The 18,578-nt window shown below is 70.2% G+C and carries 17 protein-coding genes; 1 reads left to right on the forward strand and 16 read right to left on the reverse strand.

Annotation, left to right across the window (positions count from 1 at the left end; genetic code table 11):
* Window positions 1-8: 8 nt before the first annotated feature.
* The 3 genes from nadD to BEK98_RS37065 form a co-directional block, all read right to left on the reverse strand.
* On the reverse strand, window positions 9-737 hold the full coding sequence (nadD, locus tag BEK98_RS37055; protein ID WP_094221153.1) for a nicotinate-nucleotide adenylyltransferase: 729 nt from the start codon (window positions 735-737) through the stop codon (window positions 9-11).
* A gap of 56 nt (window positions 738-793) precedes the next feature.
* Window positions 794-958, reverse strand: coding sequence for a hypothetical protein (locus BEK98_RS49215; RefSeq protein WP_094221154.1), 165 nt, complete (start codon window positions 956-958; stop codon window positions 794-796).
* Between the two features lie 143 nt (window positions 959-1,101).
* Window positions 1,102-1,266, reverse strand: a complete 165-nt coding sequence (locus tag BEK98_RS37065) for a hypothetical protein (RefSeq protein WP_094221155.1) — start codon at window positions 1,264-1,266, stop codon at window positions 1,102-1,104.
* A gap of 104 nt (window positions 1,267-1,370) precedes the next feature.
* Here BEK98_RS37065 and BEK98_RS37070 point away from each other — a divergent pair, with 104 nt between their 5' ends.
* Entirely contained in the window at window positions 1,371-2,465 is a 1,095-nt protein-coding gene (locus BEK98_RS37070) for a M48 family metallopeptidase (RefSeq protein ID WP_094221156.1), read from the forward strand.
* Between the two features lie 114 nt (window positions 2,466-2,579).
* Here BEK98_RS37070 and BEK98_RS37075 read toward each other — a convergent pair whose 3' ends face one another.
* From BEK98_RS37075 to rplU, 13 genes are all read right to left on the reverse strand, one after another.
* On the reverse strand, window positions 2,580-3,650 hold the full coding sequence (locus tag BEK98_RS37075) for an SCO2583 family membrane protein (protein WP_094221157.1): 1,071 nt from the start codon (window positions 3,648-3,650) through the stop codon (window positions 2,580-2,582).
* Between the two features lie 89 nt (window positions 3,651-3,739).
* A complete protein-coding gene (locus tag BEK98_RS37080; RefSeq protein WP_094221158.1) occupies window positions 3,740-4,312 on the reverse strand; it encodes an SCO2584 family spore wall biosynthesis protein in 573 nt (190 codons plus the stop codon).
* Window positions 4,313-4,397: 85 nt separating this feature from the next.
* Window positions 4,398-5,684, reverse strand: a complete 1,287-nt coding sequence (locus BEK98_RS37085; protein WP_094221159.1) for a glutamate-5-semialdehyde dehydrogenase — start codon at window positions 5,682-5,684, stop codon at window positions 4,398-4,400.
* 89 nt (window positions 5,685-5,773) lie between these two features.
* Window positions 5,774-6,202, reverse strand: a complete 429-nt coding sequence (locus BEK98_RS37090) for a hypothetical protein (RefSeq protein ID WP_094221264.1) — start codon at window positions 6,200-6,202, stop codon at window positions 5,774-5,776.
* Between the two features lie 121 nt (window positions 6,203-6,323).
* Window positions 6,324-7,430 (reverse strand): glutamate 5-kinase, encoded by a 1,107-nt coding sequence (gene proB, locus BEK98_RS37095; protein WP_094221160.1) that lies wholly within the window; start codon window positions 7,428-7,430, stop codon window positions 6,324-6,326.
* A 199-nt stretch (window positions 7,431-7,629) separates the two neighbouring features.
* Window positions 7,630-8,844: a glycosyltransferase family 2 protein gene (locus tag BEK98_RS37100; RefSeq protein WP_279635496.1), complete on the reverse strand. Its 1,215-nt coding sequence runs from the start codon at window positions 8,842-8,844 to the stop codon at window positions 7,630-7,632.
* A 300-nt stretch (window positions 8,845-9,144) separates the two neighbouring features.
* Entirely contained in the window at window positions 9,145-11,226 is a 2,082-nt protein-coding gene (locus BEK98_RS37105) for a hypothetical protein (RefSeq protein ID WP_094221162.1), read from the reverse strand.
* A gap of 186 nt (window positions 11,227-11,412) precedes the next feature.
* Window positions 11,413-12,909: a bifunctional cytidylyltransferase/SDR family oxidoreductase gene (locus BEK98_RS37110; RefSeq protein ID WP_094221163.1), complete on the reverse strand. Its 1,497-nt coding sequence runs from the start codon at window positions 12,907-12,909 to the stop codon at window positions 11,413-11,415.
* A 208-nt stretch (window positions 12,910-13,117) separates the two neighbouring features.
* The gene (locus tag BEK98_RS37115) at window positions 13,118-14,281 is read right to left on the reverse strand and encodes a hypothetical protein (protein WP_094221164.1); all 1,164 of its coding nucleotides are present in this window, start codon (window positions 14,279-14,281) and stop codon (window positions 13,118-13,120) included.
* Between the two features lie 102 nt (window positions 14,282-14,383).
* On the reverse strand, window positions 14,384-15,937 hold the full coding sequence (locus BEK98_RS37120; RefSeq protein ID WP_094221165.1) for an alkaline phosphatase D family protein: 1,554 nt from the start codon (window positions 15,935-15,937) through the stop codon (window positions 14,384-14,386).
* A gap of 283 nt (window positions 15,938-16,220) precedes the next feature.
* A complete protein-coding gene (gene obgE, locus BEK98_RS37125; protein ID WP_094221166.1) occupies window positions 16,221-17,669 on the reverse strand; it encodes a GTPase ObgE in 1,449 nt (482 codons plus the stop codon).
* A gap of 110 nt (window positions 17,670-17,779) precedes the next feature.
* The gene (rpmA, locus tag BEK98_RS37130) at window positions 17,780-18,034 is read right to left on the reverse strand and encodes a 50S ribosomal protein L27 (protein ID WP_094221167.1); all 255 of its coding nucleotides are present in this window, start codon (window positions 18,032-18,034) and stop codon (window positions 17,780-17,782) included.
* A 14-nt stretch (window positions 18,035-18,048) separates the two neighbouring features.
* Complete coding sequence (rplU, locus tag BEK98_RS37135) at window positions 18,049-18,369, reverse strand: 50S ribosomal protein L21 (protein ID WP_030749991.1); 321 nt, start codon at window positions 18,367-18,369, stop codon at window positions 18,049-18,051.
* Window positions 18,370-18,578: the final 209 nt, after the last annotated feature.

The following is an 18,578-nucleotide window of genomic DNA, read 5'->3' on the forward strand; positions in this document are numbered from 1 at the left end:
CTCTCGGCTCACTCGCCGCGGTACAGCTCGCGCTTGTCGATGTAGCGCACGACTCCGTCCGGCACCATGTACCAGATGGGCTCGCCCTTGGCGACTCTCGCGCGGCAGTCCGTGGAGGAGATGGCGAGCGCGGGCACCTCGACGAGCGTGACTCCGCCTTCCGGCAGACCGGGGTCGGTCAGGTGGTGGCCGGGCCGGGTGACGCCGATGAAGTGCGCGAGGGAGAACAGCTCCTCCGAGTCGCGCCAGGTCAGCAGCTGGGCGAGGGCGTCGGCGCCGGTGATGAAGAACAGGTCGGCGTCGGGGTTGAGGGCCCGCAGATCGCGCAGGGTGTCCACGGTGTAGGTGGGGCCGCCGCGGTCGATGTCGATGCGGCTGACGGAGAACTGCGGGTTCTCGGCGGTCGCGATGACCGTCATCAGGTAGCGGTCCTCGGCCGGGGAGACCTTGCGGTGGGACTTCTGCCACGGCTCACCGGTGGGCACGAACACCACCCCGTCCAGCTGGAACTGCGCGGCGACCTCGCTGGCCGCCACCAGGTGTCCGTGGTGGATCGGGTCGAAGGTTCCGCCCATGACGCCGAGGCGGCGCTTGCCCGAGTGGGCGGGGCCGTTGCCCGGCGCGTAGGCCGGGGTCTTCACCGTGCCTGCCGCCGTTCCGGCGTGCCCGGCGGCTTCGCCGGCCGCGTGTGCGGCCGTGTCGTTCGCCGGGCCGGTAGGCATGTCCTGCTCTCCCATGCGTGCAGACCCTACCGGCCTCGGCTGAGGGCCCCGGCGGCGGACAGGGTCCCGGGTCAGCGGTCGCGGTTGAAGCGGGTGGTGATCCACAGGAGCAGCAGCAGGATGACCAGGGCGCTGCCGCCGGTGATGGCCGGGTTCAGGCTGTTGTGGTTGCCGCCGTGCTCCTCGCCCTCGGCGGCGAGAGTGACCAACTGGGCAGCGGCGCTGTGGAAGCTCATCTTCGGCAGGACCTATCGCGTGTGGGCGGGATAAAGACGTCGGCTCATCGTAAGCGGGCGGCCCGGCGGCGATCACGCCGACTCCGCCGTTGGTGCGGGCGCGGGGCGCGGGTTGACCGTCGGCAGGGAACTTTCGCCGTCGGTCAGTCGTCCTTCCTCTTGTAGCCGCGCAGCAGGAACCATGCGGTCAGTGCGCAGCCAAGGAACATCACGATGAGGACGACCCGGAGCAGATTCCCCGCCCCGTGCTGCTGGACGGCGCTCGTGGCGGCCTCGGTCAGCCAGGCGGCTGCGGGCTGGTGCTCCATGACATGGACTCCTTCGGCTGTACTGCCCGTCCACGGTATCTCCGCCTAGGCTGGCTCCTGCCTCGGGGGCACAGTGAGGCACTCACACGCACATGGGGGAAGACATGTCCGACGACGGCCGCGAGCAGACAGGGCACGAGCGCGTGCCGAGCAGGCAGCGCAGGCGCTTCCCGGGGATCTCCTCGCGTGCGTACGAGCACCCGGCCGACCGGTCGGCCCTGGTGGCGCTGCGCAAGCTGAGCGGTTTCGACACCGTGTTCAAGGCGCTCAGCGGGCTGCTTCCGGAGCGGAGCCTGAGGCTGCTGTTCCTGTCCGACTCGGTGCGCGTCTCCGAGCGGCAGTTCAAGCATCTGCACGACATGCTGCTGGACGCCTGTTACATCCTGGACCTGGAGAAGGTCCCCCCGATGTACGTCAACCAGGACCCGCAGCCGAACGCGATGTGCATCGGGCTGGACGAGCCGATCATCGTGGTCACCACGGGGCTCGTCGAGCTGCTCGACGAGGAGGAGATGCGGGCGGTCGTCGGGCACGAGGTGGGGCACGCCCTGTCCGGGCACGCGGTGTACCGCACGATCCTGCTGTTCCTGACGACCCTGGCGCTGAAGGTCGCCTGGATCCCGCTGGGCAACCTCGCGATCATGGCGATCGTGACGGCGCTGCGGGAGTGGTTCCGCAAGTCGGAGCTGTCCGCGGACCGGGCCGGGCTGCTCGTGGGGCAGGACCCGAAGGCCTCCATGCGCGGCCTGATGAAGATCGCGGGCGGCAACCACCTGCACGAGATGAACGTGGACGCGTTCCTGGAGCAGGCCGAGGAGTACGAGGCCGGGGGCGATCTGCGCGACTCCGTGCTGAAGATCCTCAACGTGCTGCCCCGCTCGCATCCCTTCGCCACCATACGGGCGGCCGAGCTGAAGAAGTGGGCCGAGTCCCGGGACTACCAGCGGATCATGGACGGGCACTACCCGCGGCGCACCGAGGACAAGGACACCTCGGTCAGCGACTCCTTCCGCGAGTCCGCCGCGAGCTACGCGGACGACGTGAAGACCTCCAAGGACCCGCTGATGAAGCTGGTCACGGACCTCGCGGGCGGCGCCGGTGGCCTGGGCGGCCGCGTCCGCCGAGGCTTCGACGGCTTCAAAAGCCCGGCTCCCCCGAAGGACGGGCCCAGCGACACCCCGCCGCAGGACGAGGAGTAACCGGTCCCACGGGAACGATCGAGCAGGGCCCAGCCCTTCCTTCCCCAGGGGCGCGGGGAACTGCGCGAGAACCCCCCACCCACCCGCACCCGCCAACGCACCCCGTCAGCCCACTCACCCCTTCGGCTGAGCCCCAACGGCCAGCGTCCCGCACAGGGCGGTGGCGCTGTCCGTCGCATACGGGTCTGTGCCTGCCGGGCCGCCTGTCCTGGCGGTCTGGCCGGACAGGAGGGGGTGGAGGTAGGAGGTGGCGTCCTCCGCGCAGGACATGGGGCCGGCCTGGGCGTAGGAGGTGACCAGCTGGAGCTGGCCCACGCGCAGGTCGTCGCGGTCGAAGCGGAAGGTCATCTCACGGCGGACCGTGAACAGGGACACGGGCGCGTCGGCGGCGGCTCCGGTCGGGCGCAGCGCGTAGACGAAGATCGTGTCGGCGGTGACCTCCAGCGTGGCCGAGTCGGTCTCGTCGGCCTGCAGGGTGCCCTGGACGCGGATCCGGTCGTCGGCCAGTTGCGCGCGGGAGGGGTCGAGGCGGACCAGCCAGCCGGTGGGGGCGTGGCGGCCGTCCGCCGCGGGGTGGTCGAAGCTCTGGTCGAACTGGTCGAGCTGGTCGCCGTCGAGGAGGGCACGGGCCTGGCGGACCTGGCGGCCGGTGAGCACGTCGGGGTCGAGGGAGGAGCGGACGAGGTAGGTCCTGGCGATGCTCAGGGCGGCCGTGACCTGGCTGTCGGAGAAGTGCGGGGTGTTGCGGGTGGCCGGCAGCGGGATCCCGGCGGCGCCGACCTCGAACTGGGCGGCGGGACTGTGCGCGTACAGCAGCTCGGCGTCGGCGCCGCCGGGCACCTTGCCCTGGGGGGCGAGCGGGATGACGGTCATCCGCAGGGCCTCGACGGAGCGCCGGGCCTGCGGGGAGCTGTAGGGGTGGCGGAGGCCCATGTAGATCGCGGTGCCGAAGGCGACGGCGAGCAGCAGGGCGAGGATCAGGAGCTGCCGGGTCAGTCCCCGGCGCAGGGCCGGGCGGCGGCGCACGGCGGGGGCGTGGTCGCCCATGCGCTCCTGCGCGGAGTACTCCTGGAGGCGGGCAGCGCGGACGAACGACTCGTCGAACACGACGGATCGGTACTCGTCCTCTCCACCTCCGGGGCCGCCCTCGGGTGTCCCCTCCGGTGGGTCTCCAGGCCCGCCCATACTTTCAGAGTAGGTCTCGTGGGCCTCGGGTAAACGCCCCGCTACGCGACAACTTCTGACAGGTTCTCAACAGGTGCGCGCGTGAACGTTCAGGGGGTTCGTGGGAAAGCCGAGACGGCCGGCGGGTAGGAGTCGGCGGAGGCCGAGGGGGGCGAGGCCGCGCCCTGCTCCAGGCCGGTCGAGGCGGGGGACGGCACCCGGTCGCGGGTGTTCGAGGAGGCGCCCCGGTAGACCGCGGCGAAGGCCAGCGCGACCATGCCGATGCCCATCACGAGGGCGAGCACCCAGGCGACGGGCCGGTGCCAGCGGACCTGCTTGCCGTGGTTCCCGAAGACGCCGCCACGGTCGCCGAGGACGTAGGCGTCGTCCAGTTCGTCGTCGTCCCGATCATGACCGAAATCGGTCCCTTCGGGGCCGTACCCGTCGTCGTAGCGCTCGCCTCTGGCGTGGGCTCGGCGGGCTTCCGCCTCGGAGGCCTCGGCTCTGGCCTGCGCGGCGGCCAGGAGGCGTTCCACGGCGGTCGGCTCGTGCACCACGGCCGCCTGTACGAAGGCCTCGTCGAAGACCACGGAGGCGAACTCTTCGTCCGACACCCCGTGGTCGTGGTCGTCGTCGGGCTCCCAGCCGTCAGGGAACGGCGTGCCCCCCACGTCCTCCGGCACGGATCCAGAGTAGACCTGGGGGGTCAATTTGGGCAGACGGTATGGAAATTCATCCGCCTGCTGAGACGCCTTTGGGCCAGGGCCGTCAGCGGCGCACGTGTCCGTCGCCGGTGACGATGTACTTCGTGCTGGTCAGCTCCGGCAGGCCCATCGGGCCGCGGGCGTGCAGCTTCTGGGTGGAGATGCCGATCTCGGCGCCGAAGCCGAACTGGCCGCCGTCGGTGAAGCGGGTGGAGGCGTTCACGGCGACGGTGGTGGAGTCGACCAACTGGGTGAAGCGGCGGGCGGCCTGCTGGGAGGTGGTGACGATCGCCTCGGTGTGGCCGGAGGTCCACAGCCGGATGTGCTCGACGGCCTTGTCCAGCGAGTCGACGACGGCGGCGGCGATGTCGTAGGAGAGGTACTCGGTCTCCCAGTCCTCCGGGGTGGCCTCGACCACGGTGGCCTTGGAGTCCTTGGCGTAGGCCAGCACGCGCTCGTCGGCGTGCACGGTCACGCCGGCCTCGGCGAGGGCGTCGAGGGCGCGCGGCAGGAACTCGGGGGCGATGTCCTGGTGGACCAGGAGGGTCTCGGCGGCGTTGCAGACGCTGACCCGCTGGGCCTTGGAGTTGATGAGGATCTCGATCGCCATGTCGATGTCGGCCTGGGCGTCGACGTAGACGTGGCAGTTGCCGGTGCCGGTCTCGATGACGGGGACCTTGGACTCCATGACGACGGTCTGGATCAGGGAGGCGCCGCCGCGCGGGATGAGGACGTCGACGAGGCCGCGGGCGCGCATCAGCTCGTGCACGGACTCGCGGCTCTCGCCGGGCACCAGCTGCACGGCGTCGGCGGGCAGCCCCGAGCCGCCGACGGCGTCCCGGATCACCCGGACGAGGGCGCTGTTGGACTCGTAGGCGGAGGCCGAGCCGCGCAGCAGGACGGCGTTGCCGGACTTCAGGCAGAGGGCGGCGGCGTCGACGGTGACGTTCGGGCGGGCCTCGTAGATGATGCCGACCACGCCGAGCGGGACGCGGACCTGGCGCAGGTCGATCCCGTTGGGGAGGGTGGAGCCGCGGACGACCTCGCCGACCGGGTCGGGCAGCTTCGCGACGTCGCGGACGTCGGAGGCGATGGCGCGGATCCGCTCGGGGGTGAGGGTGAGCCGGTCCACGACGGACTCGCTGGTGCCGTTCTCCCGGGCCTTGGCCACGTCCTTGGCGTTGGCCTCCACGATCTCGCTGGTCCGGACCTCCAGGGCGTCGGCGATGGCGAGCAGCGCGTCGTCCTTCACGGCGCGCGGGAGCGGCGCGAGGTCGGCGGCGGCGGCCCTGGCCCGGTAGGCGGCCTGGGTGACCGGGGACATGGAGTCGTACGGCGAGAGCGTGGTCATGAGGGAAGGGTAGTGCGCCGGACGGGGCCGTCCACCGCTCGTTCCACACCCCGAGACGGGATCAAAGGGGTGGAAACCCCTGTACGGGGTCAGAAGGGATGAACCCCTACCGGGGTCGCGGGCGGCGGGCCGTAGCCCTCGGCGATGCGCTGGTGGTAGGTCCCCCGGTCGATGACCTCCAGGCCGACGATCTCCCAGGCGGGGAGTCCGGCCGTCTGGCGGTGCTCACCCCACAGGCGCAGGGCCACGGCGGCGGCGTCGTGCAGGTCGCGGGCCTCTTCCCAGTAGCGGATCTCCGCGTGGTCGTTCGCGTATCTGCTGGTCAGCAGGAAGGGGTGGTCATGGGCCAGCTGTTCCAGGGCGCGTCGCAGATCCTTGAGGGGGACCTCCTGCCCGGAGACGCTGAGGGTGACATGCCACAGGCGGGGCAGGTCCCTGGGCTCCTCGTAGGTGTCCCCGGCCACGACGCTCGTCAGAGCACCGCGGGACGCCGCCGCCCCAGGGCGCACTCGTCTCACGACGACCTCCTTCACCCAGCGCTCGGGAACGTGTTCCTGAGACAAAGTTGAGCAGGCCGCAAGGCTTCGCGGGGCGGTTTTACGGAACGTCCCCCACCGGGGGCGGTCGTTACGCCCCGTTTTACGGGTGCAGGAGCACCAGGTCGTCCCTGTGTACGACCTCGCGTTCGTACGCCGGGCCCAGCTCGCGCGCCAGCTCCCGGGTCGAACGTCCGATCAGCTGGGGGATCTCCTTGGCGTCGAAGTTGACGAGCCCGCGGGCCACCGCGCGGCCGGTGCCGTCCCGCAGTTCGACGGGATCGCCGGCGCTGAACTCGCCCTCCACGGCGGCGATTCCGGCGGGCAGCAGCGACTTGCGCCGCTCCACGACCGCGCGGACGGCGCCGTCGTCCAGCGTGAGGGAGCCCTGCGGGGTGGAGGCGTGCTGGAGCCACAGCAGCCGGTCGGCGGAGCGCTTGCCGCTGGGGTGGAAGTAGGTTCCGGTGTCGCCGCCGCTCAGCGCTTCCGCGGCGTGGACGGCGCTGGTGAGCACCACCGGGATGCCCGCGGCGGCGGCGATCCGCGCGGCCTCGACCTTGGTGACCATGCCGCCGGTGCCGACGCCGGCCTTGCCCGCGGTGCCGATGTCGACCCCTGCGAGATCCTCGGGCCCCCGCACCTCCGCTATCCGCGAGGTCCCCGGCTTGCTGGGGTCGCCGTCGTAGACGCCGTCGATGTCGGAGAGGAGCACCAGCAGGTCGGCGTGGACGAGGTGGGCGACGAGGGCGGCGAGGCGGTCGTTGTCGCCGAAGCGGATCTCGTCCGTGGCAACGGTGTCGTTCTCGTTGACGATGGGGAAGGCGCCCATGGCCAGCAGCTTGTCGAGGGTGCGGGAGGCGTTGCGGTGGTGGGCGCGGCGGCTCATGTCGTCGCTGGTGAGCAGGACCTGGCCGACGCGCACGCCGTAGCGGGCGAAGGAGGCCGTGTAGCGGGCGACGAGCAGACCCTGGCCGACGCTGGCCGCGGCCTGCTGGCGGGCCAGGTCCTTGGGGCGGCGGCGCAGGCCCAGCGGAGCGAGGCCCGCGGCGATGGCGCCCGAGGAGACCAGCACGATCTCCCGCTCTCCCCCGCTGCGGATCTTGGCGAGGACGTCGACCAGCGCGTCGACGCGGTCGGCGTCCAGGCCGCCCGCGGCGGTGGTCAGCGACGAGGAGCCCACCTTGACGACGATCCTGCGGGCCTCACCCACGGCCTGCCTAGCCCTTGCCACCTTGCCTGCTGTCCCCTCGCCCGGTTCCGGCTGCCTGTGCGGCAATCTACGCGAAGGGGGCCGTGCGGTGCGCACCGGTCCAGCCCCCGGACAGGCGGGATGTCATCGTTCGCTCACGGAGCGAGCACGGCAGAGCGGGCAACCTGACACTTCAAGGACGCGTGCTAAAGAGGGCCCCTCAGGCCGCCGCCGCCCCGAACCCCCCGCTCGGCAGCATCCGCCGCACCTTGCGGAGCGCCCGGCGCAGGAAGGAGTTGGCGGCGGCCTCGCGGTAGCCCTCGAAGGCGCGGGCCTCGCGGGGTTCGGCGAGGTAGACCTGGTCGGGGATGCCGGCCGCCTTGGAGCGGAAGTGCGGGTAGACGAGGTAGAGGCGGGTGCCGCGCTTCTCCAGGACGGCGGCGGCCTGCTTCTTCGCCTTGACGAACTTCACGACGTCCAGCAGCAGTTCGGGCCGCTGTATGGCCACCAGGTGCAGCCGCAGCCGCTCGTGGACCTTCAGGCGGCGGGCCACCCCTGGGGTCCAGTAGGCGTCCATCAGCGGCTTGGCCAGCTCGAACTTGTGCCTGCGGACCTCTTCGCCGTCCGTGAGGAACTTGGGCCCGAACTGGGGCAGCAGGGTGATGAGGAAGGGCCGGATCATGAGGGTGTCACGCTTGGCACCCGCCGGGACCATGTCGGCGATCAGCGCCATCAGGGCGCGCGCGGAGTCGAAGCGGAGCGTGTAGCTGCCGGTCTTCGTGACGTGCTTGCCGTCCTCGCGGCCGACCAGGTAGTAGCAGGGGTAGTCGGCGACCACCGAGACGCCGTCGGCCCGCAGATAGGCCTCCATCGTGAACAGCGCGTCCTCGCCGGTCCACAGGGACTCGTCGAAGCGCATGCCGTGCTTCTCCAGCAGCGCGCGGCGGAACAGCTTCTGCGCGCTGAGGGTGAACTTGATGTTGGACGAGAAGACGTCGGTCCGGTCGAGGGTCTTGCCCCACATGGACTTCGGCGGGATGCGGTTGATGCCCTCGACCTTGCCGAGCACGACGTCGGTGCCGTTCTTGTCGGCCATGGCGACCATGCGCTCCAGGGCCTCGGCCCCGAGCCGGTCGTCGGCGTCCAGGAAGAAGACGTAGCGTCCGGCCGCCTTGCCGAGGCCGACGTTGCGCGGGCCGCTGGGGCCGCCGGAGTTCTCCTGGCGGATGACGGTGACCGGCATGGGGGCGCGGGCCGCGAACTCCTCCAGGTACTCCCCGGTGCCGTCCGTGGAGCCGTCGTCGACCGCGATGACCTCCATGCGTGCCGGGTCGATGGTCTGCGCCTCTACGGATGCCAGGCACTCGACCAGGTACGGCATCGCCTCGTACGCCCCGATGATCACGCTCACATCAGGCTGCGTCACGACGGTCACGGTTCCCCCTTGCTGCTTTCCCGCTGGTCAACGGACATTTCCCGCGTATCGCGTCATTAGCAACCTGATAGACGGGCACCCGTGGGAAGCGGTTGCCTCACTGCGGGTCATCAGTGGCGCACCTCACACACCGTCACCCTCACAGGAAGCGGACAGAATCGGAGCACGGTGGGCGGTACGAGACAGTACGCAGCCGGAGTAAGAGCCGTTCAGGGGCGGTTAAGAGCCGGGCAAGACGGCACCGGACACGGCAACGGCCCCCGAGGAGTGGTCCTCGGGGGCCGTGGGCAGGGTGGCGGGTCAGCCCGCGGTCACGCCGTCCGTCTCACCGGCGGACGCCCCGCGCTGACCCGGTACCGCGTTGGTCAGCTCGGCCGTGTCGGCGTCCCCGGCACCCAGCCGGGACTCCTGGCCGACGTTGCGGGCCTCGGCCTTGAGGCCCAGGTCGGCGACCGCGGTGTTGAACTGGTCGATGGACTTCGGCTCGTCCGGGCCCAGCAGGTACCGCTTCAGCTCGCCCCGGTCCTCGGCCAGCGGGTCGTTGGAGGGGTCGCGTACGGCGTTCAGCAGGCCGCCCAGCTCGGCCGCGCTGTTGGACAGGATCGTCGCGGCGCGCACGGCCGTGTTCTGCCGCTTGAACTCCTCCACGCCGAGATCGGCGGAGTCGGTGACGGCGTACGGCTTGCCGCTCGCGATGAAGTCGGAGACCACGGAGGAGATGTCGGAGACCATCGCGTCCGAGACGTTGAAGCAGTCGTACAGGCGCGGCTCGGCGCCCGTGATGACGCGGTGCTCGTAGGAGGGGAAGGAGCGCCAGTAGGCGTCGTTCCACTCGGCGCGCAGCCGGGCGATCTCCTCGTGCTTCTCGGGGTCGACCACGCCGTCGCGGCTGGCCTCGGCCTCATCACCCTTGTCGCCGCCGACGGCGGCCAGCTCGGCGAGGCGGGCCTCGATGCGGTCCAGCTCGGCCTGGGCCTCGGCCTGGGCGGTGGCGTCGGCAGTGAAGCGGGAGTCGGCGGCGCGCTCGGCGGCGGCCTGCTCGACCAGGGCGGTGATCCGCCGGTGCGCGGCACCCGCCTCCTTGCTGACGGTTCCGGTGAAGGGGTGCGGCTTGTACAGGACACGGACCGGCGGGTCGGCCTGCACCAGCTTGTTCAGGATGTTCTCGCCGGCGAGCACGATCGAGGTGTTGCCCGGGTTGCCGTCCCAGCCCTCCCAGGTCGGGGCGTAGAGAACAGTGGCGATGCGCCCCTCGGGCACGCCCTGCCAGCTCTGGATGGGCGCCAGCTGCGGGCGGCCGACCTCGACGATGTCGTCGTCGCGGACGCCGACGTCGGCGATGGCGTAGCGGTCACGCCCGGCCCGGCCGGCGGTCCAGACCTCGTCGTACACCTTGCTGTACGGGTTGACGCTGGCCAGCTTGTCGCTGTCGCCGTGGCCGACGAAGACGTGCTTCATGGTGGGTACGCGCAGCAGGTGGATGTTCTTGCCGACGTTGGCCGCGTACAGGGCGACCCGCACGGTCGACAGGTCCAGGTTCATCAGGTGCACCCCTCCGGGCACGCAGATGACGGGGACCGTGGTGGGCGCGAGGTTGTTCAGGATGGCCCGCTCGCGCAGGATGATCAGCGGCCGGGTCTCCAGCTGCTCCATCGTCTCCAGCCACATGTTGACCTGGTACGCGGAGTCCTTGGAGCCGGAGAAGTACAGCACCGTCTCCGGCTTGTAGCCGGCCAGCCAGTCGTCGACGGCGGCGAGCACGTCGTCGGCCTTCGGCGGGATCTTCCGGCCGCGCACGTACGGCACCAGCACCAGGACGTAGAGGCAGCCGAGGCCCACGGTGAGGCCGATGCCCACGAAGCCGGCGACGGCCGGGCCCACGACGGCGGAGACCAGGATGCCGACCATGGCGAACAGGTCGAGGTGGAGGATCTTCTCCGCGGAGCGGTGCAGCAGGCCGCGCGGCGGGGCGTCCGGGATACGGATGCGGGACTTCAGGTCGACGTTGCGGGTCGCGACCGGCATCTTGCGGCGGTTGCGGATGAGGGTGACCAGAGCGCCGTGCGGGGCCTGGAGGCCGTAGAAGGCGATGAAGCAGGCGACCGCGCCGTAGAAGATCAGGTCGTTCGCGTGGGACAGCCGCGCCAGCAGCAGGATCAGCAGCAGCTGCCGGATCAGGAACCGGATCGACAGGCCGGCCCGGACCTTGCTGAGGCGGTTGATCAGGTAGCTGCCCTTGCGGTGCAGATAGTGGTCCGCCAGGTACGTCACGGCAGCGGCGGCCGCGAAGGCGTACTCGCTCGGGACGAGCGCGGCCAGCATCAGCGCCGGGAAGCCCATCATCACGAGGGCCGCCGCGGCCAGCTCGGCCGCGCTGCCCACCCGGGCGACGCGAATAGCGGTGGATATCACGGAGAAACCTGCTCTGGGAGGGGGAGTGCCGGTTTTGTTCAGTAATGCCGGAGGTGACGTTAATTCGCGATGGGTAAGGATTCAGGCCCCTGCGAAGGCCCGTCGAATGGGCGGCCGCAAAGGCCTGAATTCCTAAAAGCTAATTACCCGCAATTATTACATGCCGTCCTGACGGTCCAGAACCGAGGCCAGCGCCTGCTCGAATCCGGAGGCCTTGGCGGCGCCCGCCGTCGGGTCCTGCTGGCGCACGTCGATGACGTGCCCGGTCAGCTCCGACAGCAGCACGTCCAGGGAGGTACGGGCCACGGCCTCGGAGGAGAGCAGCGAGCCCGACGGCTCCTGGCCGAAGGCCTTGGTGCGCATCGGGGTGGCGGTGCGCTCCGGGTTGATGCAGTTGACGCGGATGCCGTCGCCGGCCCACTCGTCGGACAGCGCCTGGGTGAGGTTCACCATCGCGGCCTTGGTCGAGGAGTAGAGGCTGTACTCGGCGCGGCCGCGGGTGTAGCTGCTGGAGGTGTAGAGCAGCAGCTGGCCCTTGGTCTCGGCCAGGTACTTGTACGACGAACGGGCGATCTGCACCGGGGCCAGGTAGTTGACCTTCAGCGCCTCCTCGATGGTGGCGTTGTCGGTCTCGGCGAGCTTGCCGATGCGCAGCACACCCGCGGTGTTGACCACGTAGTCGATCCGGCCGGTCTCCGCGTACGCCTTGGACAGCGCGTCGTCGACCTCCTCCGGGTTCTCCACGTGGGTGCCGGTGGTGGAACGGCCCAGCGCGTAGACGTTCGCGCCGTAGGACTCGGCGAGTTCGGCGATGTCCTTGCCGATGCCGTAGGAGCCGCCGAAGATCACGACGGTCTTGCCGGTGAGGAGTTCGCGGTAGGCCTCCTCGCTCACCTGCTCGGGGGCGGCCGTGGAGGCGAGCTGGAACAGCTTGTCGGCGATGAAGACGTCGACCGGCTGCGTCACCTTCATGTTGTACTCGTCGCCCGCGACGACGTGGATCGGCACGTCCGGCAGGTACTTGAGCACGACGGAACAGTCGTCCGTGGCCTGGAAGTTGGGGTCGCCGGCGGCGACCTCGTAGGCGCGGCGGATCGTGGACAGCTTGAAGGCCTGCGGGGTCTGGCCGCGGCGCAGCCGGGAGCGGTCCGGGATCTCGGTGATGAACTCGCCGTCCTCGCCGTGCGTGCGCGTGACGATGATGGTGTCGGCGGACGGAATGGCGACGTCGACGGCCTGGTAACGCTCCAGCGCGATCACGCAGTCGTCGATGACGCGCTGCGACAGCAGCGGACGTACGGCGTCGTGGAAGAGGACGTTGCGGTCCTCACCCTCGGCCAGGCCCTCACCGAGGGCGGAGATGGCGCGCTCGGTGGTCTCGTTCCGCGTCGAGCCGCCCTCGATGATCCTCTTGACCTTGGTGAAGCCGGCCTTGGCGACGATCTTCTCGATGTCCGGCACATAACCCGGCGCCATCAGCACGATGACGTCGTCGATCGACTCGGCGTTCTCGAAGGTGGTCAGAGTGTGCTCGATGACTGCCTTGCCGGCGATCTTCAGCAACTGCTTGGGGATCGACAGACCCACCCGCTGACCGGTGCCACCGGCCAGGATCACTGCGGTGGTTCGGGGCTTGGCTATGTGCTGGGACACAGGCTGACCTACCTTGTGGCGACAGGGAACCGTGAAAGCGTCCCACTTCGGGCAACCGCAGTGCAAGGTGAGTGACGTCCCCCGCATATGTGCGCGCCACCTCTCATTCACCTTGCGCTCCTGGTGATTGGGTGGGGTTGCCTTGAACCCCCATGAATTTGTTGTGAGTAAGTCCACAAGTGGTGTTCAGGTTGCGTTCAGGTTCCCTTCAGCGCCGCCCGAGCCGTTTCAGACAGCGGTGACCGAGCACCCGGACCAGCTCCTTCGACGAGGTCTGGTGCACGGTCCGGGCGGGGGCCGCGCCGGGGGGCGCCGAGGCGGCCGCGGCGAGCGCGCCGTACAGGGCCTGGGCCGCCGCTTCCGGGGAGATCCGGGGCTCCGGCGAGGCCGGTGGCGGCTGCTCGGGCACCGCCGAGAGCAGGGCCGGATCGCCGATGATCCGCACGCCGAGCGCACCGATCCGCTGGGCCGTCTCCGCGCCGATCTCACCGGCCGCCTCGACGGCCCAGCGGGGGGTCGAGATATTCACGTCCCGGGGCGTGGGGCTGCACGAGTTCTTCATATGCAGCACCGCGCCGTTGCGCACGAGCCGGGAATACAGCTCGTCGGGGAGTCCATTGCCGCGGAATTCCACATTGAGATTCCGCAGCATTTCGGTCTCGGCCAGAGTGAGTGACCGATTCGCGGTGTCCGGAACCGGTTGCAGGAGATTCCCGGGCAGTCCGAGCAGCGCCTCGAAGGTGCGCATCAGCCCGCCTCGGTCCCGGTCGTCCACCACGACCACGGTGACCTTCCCGGGCCCGACGACCCGCGCCCAGCGCTCGACCAGCCGGTCGTGCCGGTGCCGCTGCCAGAAGCTGGGGTTCGGCTTCTCGTACGGCGGCTTGCGGAGCATGTGCTCCAGCCAGTCCTCGTAGCCCATGCGCAGCCCGTTCTGCACGTACTGCTGCCACTGCGAGGGCATGATCTTCGCCAGCGGACGCAGCGTGACCAGGACGTGCGCACGGTCGCCGCCGAGCTGCTCGACGATCCGGGTGATCGTCCCGTCGTCGGGGGCGTCGGCGAAGAACTCGCTGCTGATCACCGAGGTCTGCGTCCCGGTGGCCCGCACCTGCGCCAGCAGCCGGGTCCAGTGCCGGTCGGTCGGCCGGGTGTCCCCCATCATCGCGGGCCGGGCGCAGGCGGCGAGGGCGGCCTCCATCGGGTGCCTGCTGTGCGCCGGGAACGCCACGCCGTACTCGGGCAGCCGGTCCTTCGCGGCGAACAGCGCGCCCTGGACGGCGGTGGTCCCCGTCTTGTGCGGGCCGATGTGCAGCAGCCGGGTGCCGGCGGGCAGGGGCGCGGGGGTGTCTCTCGTACAGTCCGTCTCCATGGTTAACGGACGGTAAGAGTTCTTCCTTGGGCGGAGCTGAGAGGAGCCTGGGACACAGATGAGTCCCAGGCTCCGGTCACCCAGACGTCACCCGCCGTCGCGTCACACGACCTGGACGCCCGGCTCGTCCGACTCCACCCGCAGCCGCACCAGCGTGCTCGCCGTGGCCTGCGGTTTGACGACCGTGTCGACGACCCGGACCTGGGCGTCGATGCCGTCGCGGCGGATGTCGAAGAGGTGGTAGCCGCGGTGGGCGTCGATCACCTTCCAGTGCGGGTTGTCCGCCTTCAGCGGGTCCCACTGGGCGTGGAAGGCGGCCTGGTCCTGGTCGCCGTTGCTGGAGATGGAGGTGCCGACGAACTCCGCGCCGACGACGTCGGAGTCCGGGTCGGCGAAGTCCTCCTTGAGGTCGCTGATCATCGTCAGGTGCCGGTCGCCGCTGAGCACGACCGGGTTGCGGATGTCGGCGAACTCCTCCAGCAGGGCGTTGCGCTCGGCCTGGTAGCCGTCCCAGGCGTCGTAGTACCAGAGCTTGCCCTCGCCGAGCAGCAGGTCGGTCTCGGCCATCATGATCTGCGAGGCGATCAGGTTCCAGCGGGCCGGGGAGTCGCACAGCCCGTCCAGCAGCCACTGCTTCTGCTCGGCGCCGAGCATGGTCGTCGACGGGCTCTCGGCGCCCTCCTGCGTGGTCGCCTGGTCGGTGCGGAACTGCCGGGTGTCGAGGACGTTCAGGCGGGCCAGGCGGCCGAACTCCAGCCGGCGGTACATCTGGATGTGCGGGCCGTCGGGGATCGCGGTGGCGCGGACCGGCATGTGCTCGTAGTACGCCTGGTAGGCCGCGGTCAGCCGGGCCACGAAGGCGTCGTGCGACTGCTTGTCGGGGTCCTGCGGGATCTCGCCGGCGAAGTCGTTGTCGACCTCGTGGTCGTCGAAGGTGACCACCCAGGGGGCGTTCGCGTGCATCGCGGCGAGGTCGGGGTCGGTGCGGTACTGGGCGTAGCGGTTGCGGTACTGGACCAGGGTGTACGGCTCGTCGCTGCCCTCGTGCCGGCGTACGGCGGTGGCGGAGGGCTTGGACTCGTAGATGTAGTCGCCGACGAAGAGCACGAGGTCGGGGTCCTGGGCGAGCATGTCGGCGTACGGGGTGAAGTAGCCGTGCTGCCAGTTCTGGCAGGAGGCGAGCGCGACGCGCAGCGAGCCGCCCCTGCGGTGCGGGTGCGGGGCGGTGCGGGTGCGGCCGGTCGGCGAGAGCTGGCCGTCGGCGCGGAACCGGTACCAGTACGGGCGGTCCGGGCGCAGCCCCCGCACGTCCACGTGCACGCTGTGCCCGTACTCGGGCCGGGCCTCGGCGGTGCCTCTGCGGGCGGTTCTTCCGAACCGCTCGTCCTCGGCGATCTCCCACTCCACGGGCACGACCGCGTCGGGCATGCCGCCGCCGTGGAGGGGGTCGGGGGCGAGCCGGGTCCACAGCACGATGCCGTCGGGCAGCGGATCGCCGGAGGCCACGCCGAGGGTGAACACACCGTCGGGCAGCGGGGTTTCGGCCGCCCGGGCGGCGGTGGCCGGCAGCCAGAGCTGGGCGGAGGCCGCGGCGCCGAGGACGGCGGCACCGGCGGTCAGAAAGCGGCGGCGGTCGGGCGGTAATGCTCCGGTCATTCGCTGACTCCCTTGCCACAGAAGCCTCTTGGGCTTCGACCTTCGGAAGCTCCCACGGCCGGACGGCCCGTCCGCTGAACGAGAGCATTCGCGTGCATGACAAACAGGCAGACAACAGAAGACCCGCTGCGACACGGGAACCACTGTGGAACGTGCCTTGCCGCAACGGGCCTTACTGAGTGTCAGGAGACAGCTACTGTAACGGGGGTCAGTAGGCGAATCCCGAGCCGATCCGGCCATTCACCGCAGGTGAGGCGAGAAACGGCTCGGGTGGTACGACCGCCTACTCGAACGGGTCGAACTCGTCGTACTCGCGCAGCGTCTCGTCCCGCTCGGCCTCCTGGTCGCGGCGGCGCTGCGCCGCGGGCCGCGGTGCGTCGAAGCGGTGGTCCTCGCCACGGCGGCCGAGCATCTCCGCGCCCGCCATCACCGTCGGCTCCCAGTCGAAGACGACCGCGTTCTCCTCGGGCCCGATGGCGACACCGTCGCCGGCCCGGGCGCCCGCCTTCATCAGCTCCCCCTCGACACCGAGGCGGTTGAGCCGGTCGGCGAGGTAGCCGACGGCCTCGTCGTTGTTGAAGTCGGTCTGGCGGATCCAGCGCTCCGGCTTCTCGCCGCGCACCCGGAACAGCGGCTCCCCGCCGACCTCCTCGCGGGTGACCGTGAAGCCCGCGTCGTCCACGGCCTTGGGCCGGATGACGATCCGCGTCGCCTCCTCCTTCGGCTTCGCGGCGCGCGCCCCGGCGACCAGCTCACCAAGGGCGAACGACAGCTCGCGCAGCCCGATGTGGGCCACCGCGGACACCTCGAAGACGCGGTAGCCGCGCGCCTCCAGGTCGGGGCGGACCATCTCGGCGAGGTCCTTGCCGTCGGGCACGTCGACCTTGTTCAGGACGACGATCCGGGGACGGTTGCCGAGGCCGCCGTACTGCCGCAGCTCCTCCTCGATGATGTCGAGGTCGGAGACCGGGTCGCGGTCGGACTCCAGGGTCGCGGTGTCCAGCACGTGCACGAGCACACTGCACCGCTCCACGTGCCGCAGGAACTCCAGGCCGAGGCCCTTGCCCTGACTGGCGCCCGGGATCAGACCGGGCACGTCGGCGATGGTGTAGACGGTCGAGCCGGCGGTCACCACGCCCAGGTTCGGGACGAGGGTGGTGAACGGGTAGTCCGCGATCTTCGGCTTGGCCGCGCTGAGCACGGAGATCAGCGAGGACTTGCCCGCGCTCGGGTAGCCCACCAGGGCCACGTCGGCGACCGTCTTCAGCTCCAGGACGATGTCCTGCAGGTCCCCGGGCACGCCCAGCAGCGCGAAGCCGGGCGCCTTGCGGCGGGCGCTCGCCAGCGCCGCGTTGCCGAGGCCGCCCCGGCCGCCCTGCGCGGCGATGTACGAGGTGCCGTGGCCGACCAGGTCGGCGAGCACGTTGCCCGCCTTGTCCAGCACGACCGTGCCGTCCGGCACCGGCAGGACCAGGTCCTCGCCGTCCTTGCCGGAGCGGTTGCCGCCCTCGCCGGGCTTGCCGTTGGTGGCCTTGCGGTGCGGGGAGTGGTGGTAGTCGAGAAGCGTGGTGACCGACTGGTCCACGGTCAGGATCACGTCACCGCCGCGGCCGCCGTTGCCGCCGTCCGGGCCGCCGAGCGGCTTGAACTTCTCGCGGTGGACGGAGGCACAGCCGTGGCCCCCGTTACCCGCGGCGACATGCAGTTCGACGCGGTCCACGAAGGTGGTCATGGTTCAGTGCCTCCAGATACGTACGGGAATCTCTACTGCGTAACACGCGAAAGGCGGACCCGCCTTCCCGACCGGGAAGTGAGGTCCGCCTCGCGAAGTGAACGTTCGGGTCAGCCGACCGGAACGATGTTCACGACCTTGCGGCCACGGTGGGTGCCGAACTCCACCGCACCGGCCTGCAGCGCGAACAGCGTGTCGTCGCCGCCACGGCCGACGCCGGCGCCCGGGTGGAAGTGGGTGCCGCGCTGACGGACCAGGATCTCACCAGCGTTGACGACCTGACCGCCGAAGCGCTTCACGCCGAGCCGCTGGGCATTGGAGTCGCGACCGTTCCGGGTGGACGATGCGCCCTTCTTGTGTGCCATGTCTCCTCAGTCCCTTACTTCGCAGCCGCGGGGATCGACGTGACCTTGATCGCCGTGTACTGCTGGCGGTGGCCCTGACGACGGCGGTAGCCGGTCTTGTTCTTGTAGCGCAGAATGTCGATCTTCTGGCCCTTGTGGTGGTCCACGACCTCGGCCTGGACCTTGATGCCGGCCAGCACCCACGGGTCGCTGGTCACAGCGTCGCCGTCGACAACGAGCAGGGTCGAGAGCTCGACCGTGTCGCCAACCTTGGCGGTGGAAATCTTGTCAACCTCAACGATGTCGCCGACAGCAACCTTGTGCTGGCGACCACCGCTGCGCACGATGGCGTACACGCGGATCTCTCTTTCGCTCGAAGAAACGGCACCCCCGAAGGCCAGCCGCCCAGGAACAGCAGGAACGACCTCTCCCGGCCAACCGTGTGCCCGGGAGGAAGAGGTTTACGGGGATGTGGCGTGTTCAGTGGACACGCCGACGGTCAAGGTTACGGGGCCACGGCCGAAGGGGTCAAACCGGGCCGGGCCCCCGCGGTATGCGGCCGGTC

It is taken from the genome of Streptomyces diastatochromogenes (genome assembly GCF_002242805.1).
GTDB lineage: Bacteria > Actinomycetota > Actinomycetes > Streptomycetales > Streptomycetaceae > Streptomyces > Streptomyces diastatochromogenes.

Excerpts from the sequence above, each read along its gene's own strand:
- nadD (WP_094221153.1), bottom strand. The coding sequence starts at position 737 with ATGGGAGAGCAGGACATGCCTACCGGCCCGGCGAACGACACGGCCGCA.
- BEK98_RS49215 (WP_094221154.1), bottom strand. The coding sequence starts at position 958 with ATGAGCTTCCACAGCGCCGCTGCCCAGTTGGTCACTCTCGCCGCCGAG.
- BEK98_RS37065 (WP_094221155.1), bottom strand. The coding sequence starts at position 1,266 with ATGGAGCACCAGCCCGCAGCCGCCTGGCTGACCGAGGCCGCCACGAGC.
- BEK98_RS37070 (WP_094221156.1), top strand. The coding sequence starts at position 1,371 with ATGTCCGACGACGGCCGCGAGCAGACAGGGCACGAGCGCGTGCCGAGC.
- BEK98_RS37075 (WP_094221157.1), bottom strand. The coding sequence starts at position 3,650 with ATGGGCGGGCCTGGAGACCCACCGGAGGGGACACCCGAGGGCGGCCCC.
- BEK98_RS37085 (WP_094221159.1), bottom strand. The coding sequence starts at position 5,684 with ATGACCACGCTCTCGCCGTACGACTCCATGTCCCCGGTCACCCAGGCC.
- BEK98_RS37115 (WP_094221164.1), bottom strand. The coding sequence starts at position 14,281 with ATGGAGACGGACTGTACGAGAGACACCCCCGCGCCCCTGCCCGCCGGC.
- BEK98_RS37120 (WP_094221165.1), bottom strand. The coding sequence starts at position 15,937 with ATGACCGGAGCATTACCGCCCGACCGCCGCCGCTTTCTGACCGCCGGT.
- obgE (WP_094221166.1), bottom strand. The coding sequence starts at position 17,669 with ATGACCACCTTCGTGGACCGCGTCGAACTGCATGTCGCCGCGGGTAAC.
- rpmA (WP_094221167.1), bottom strand. The coding sequence starts at position 18,034 with ATGGCACACAAGAAGGGCGCATCGTCCACCCGGAACGGTCGCGACTCC.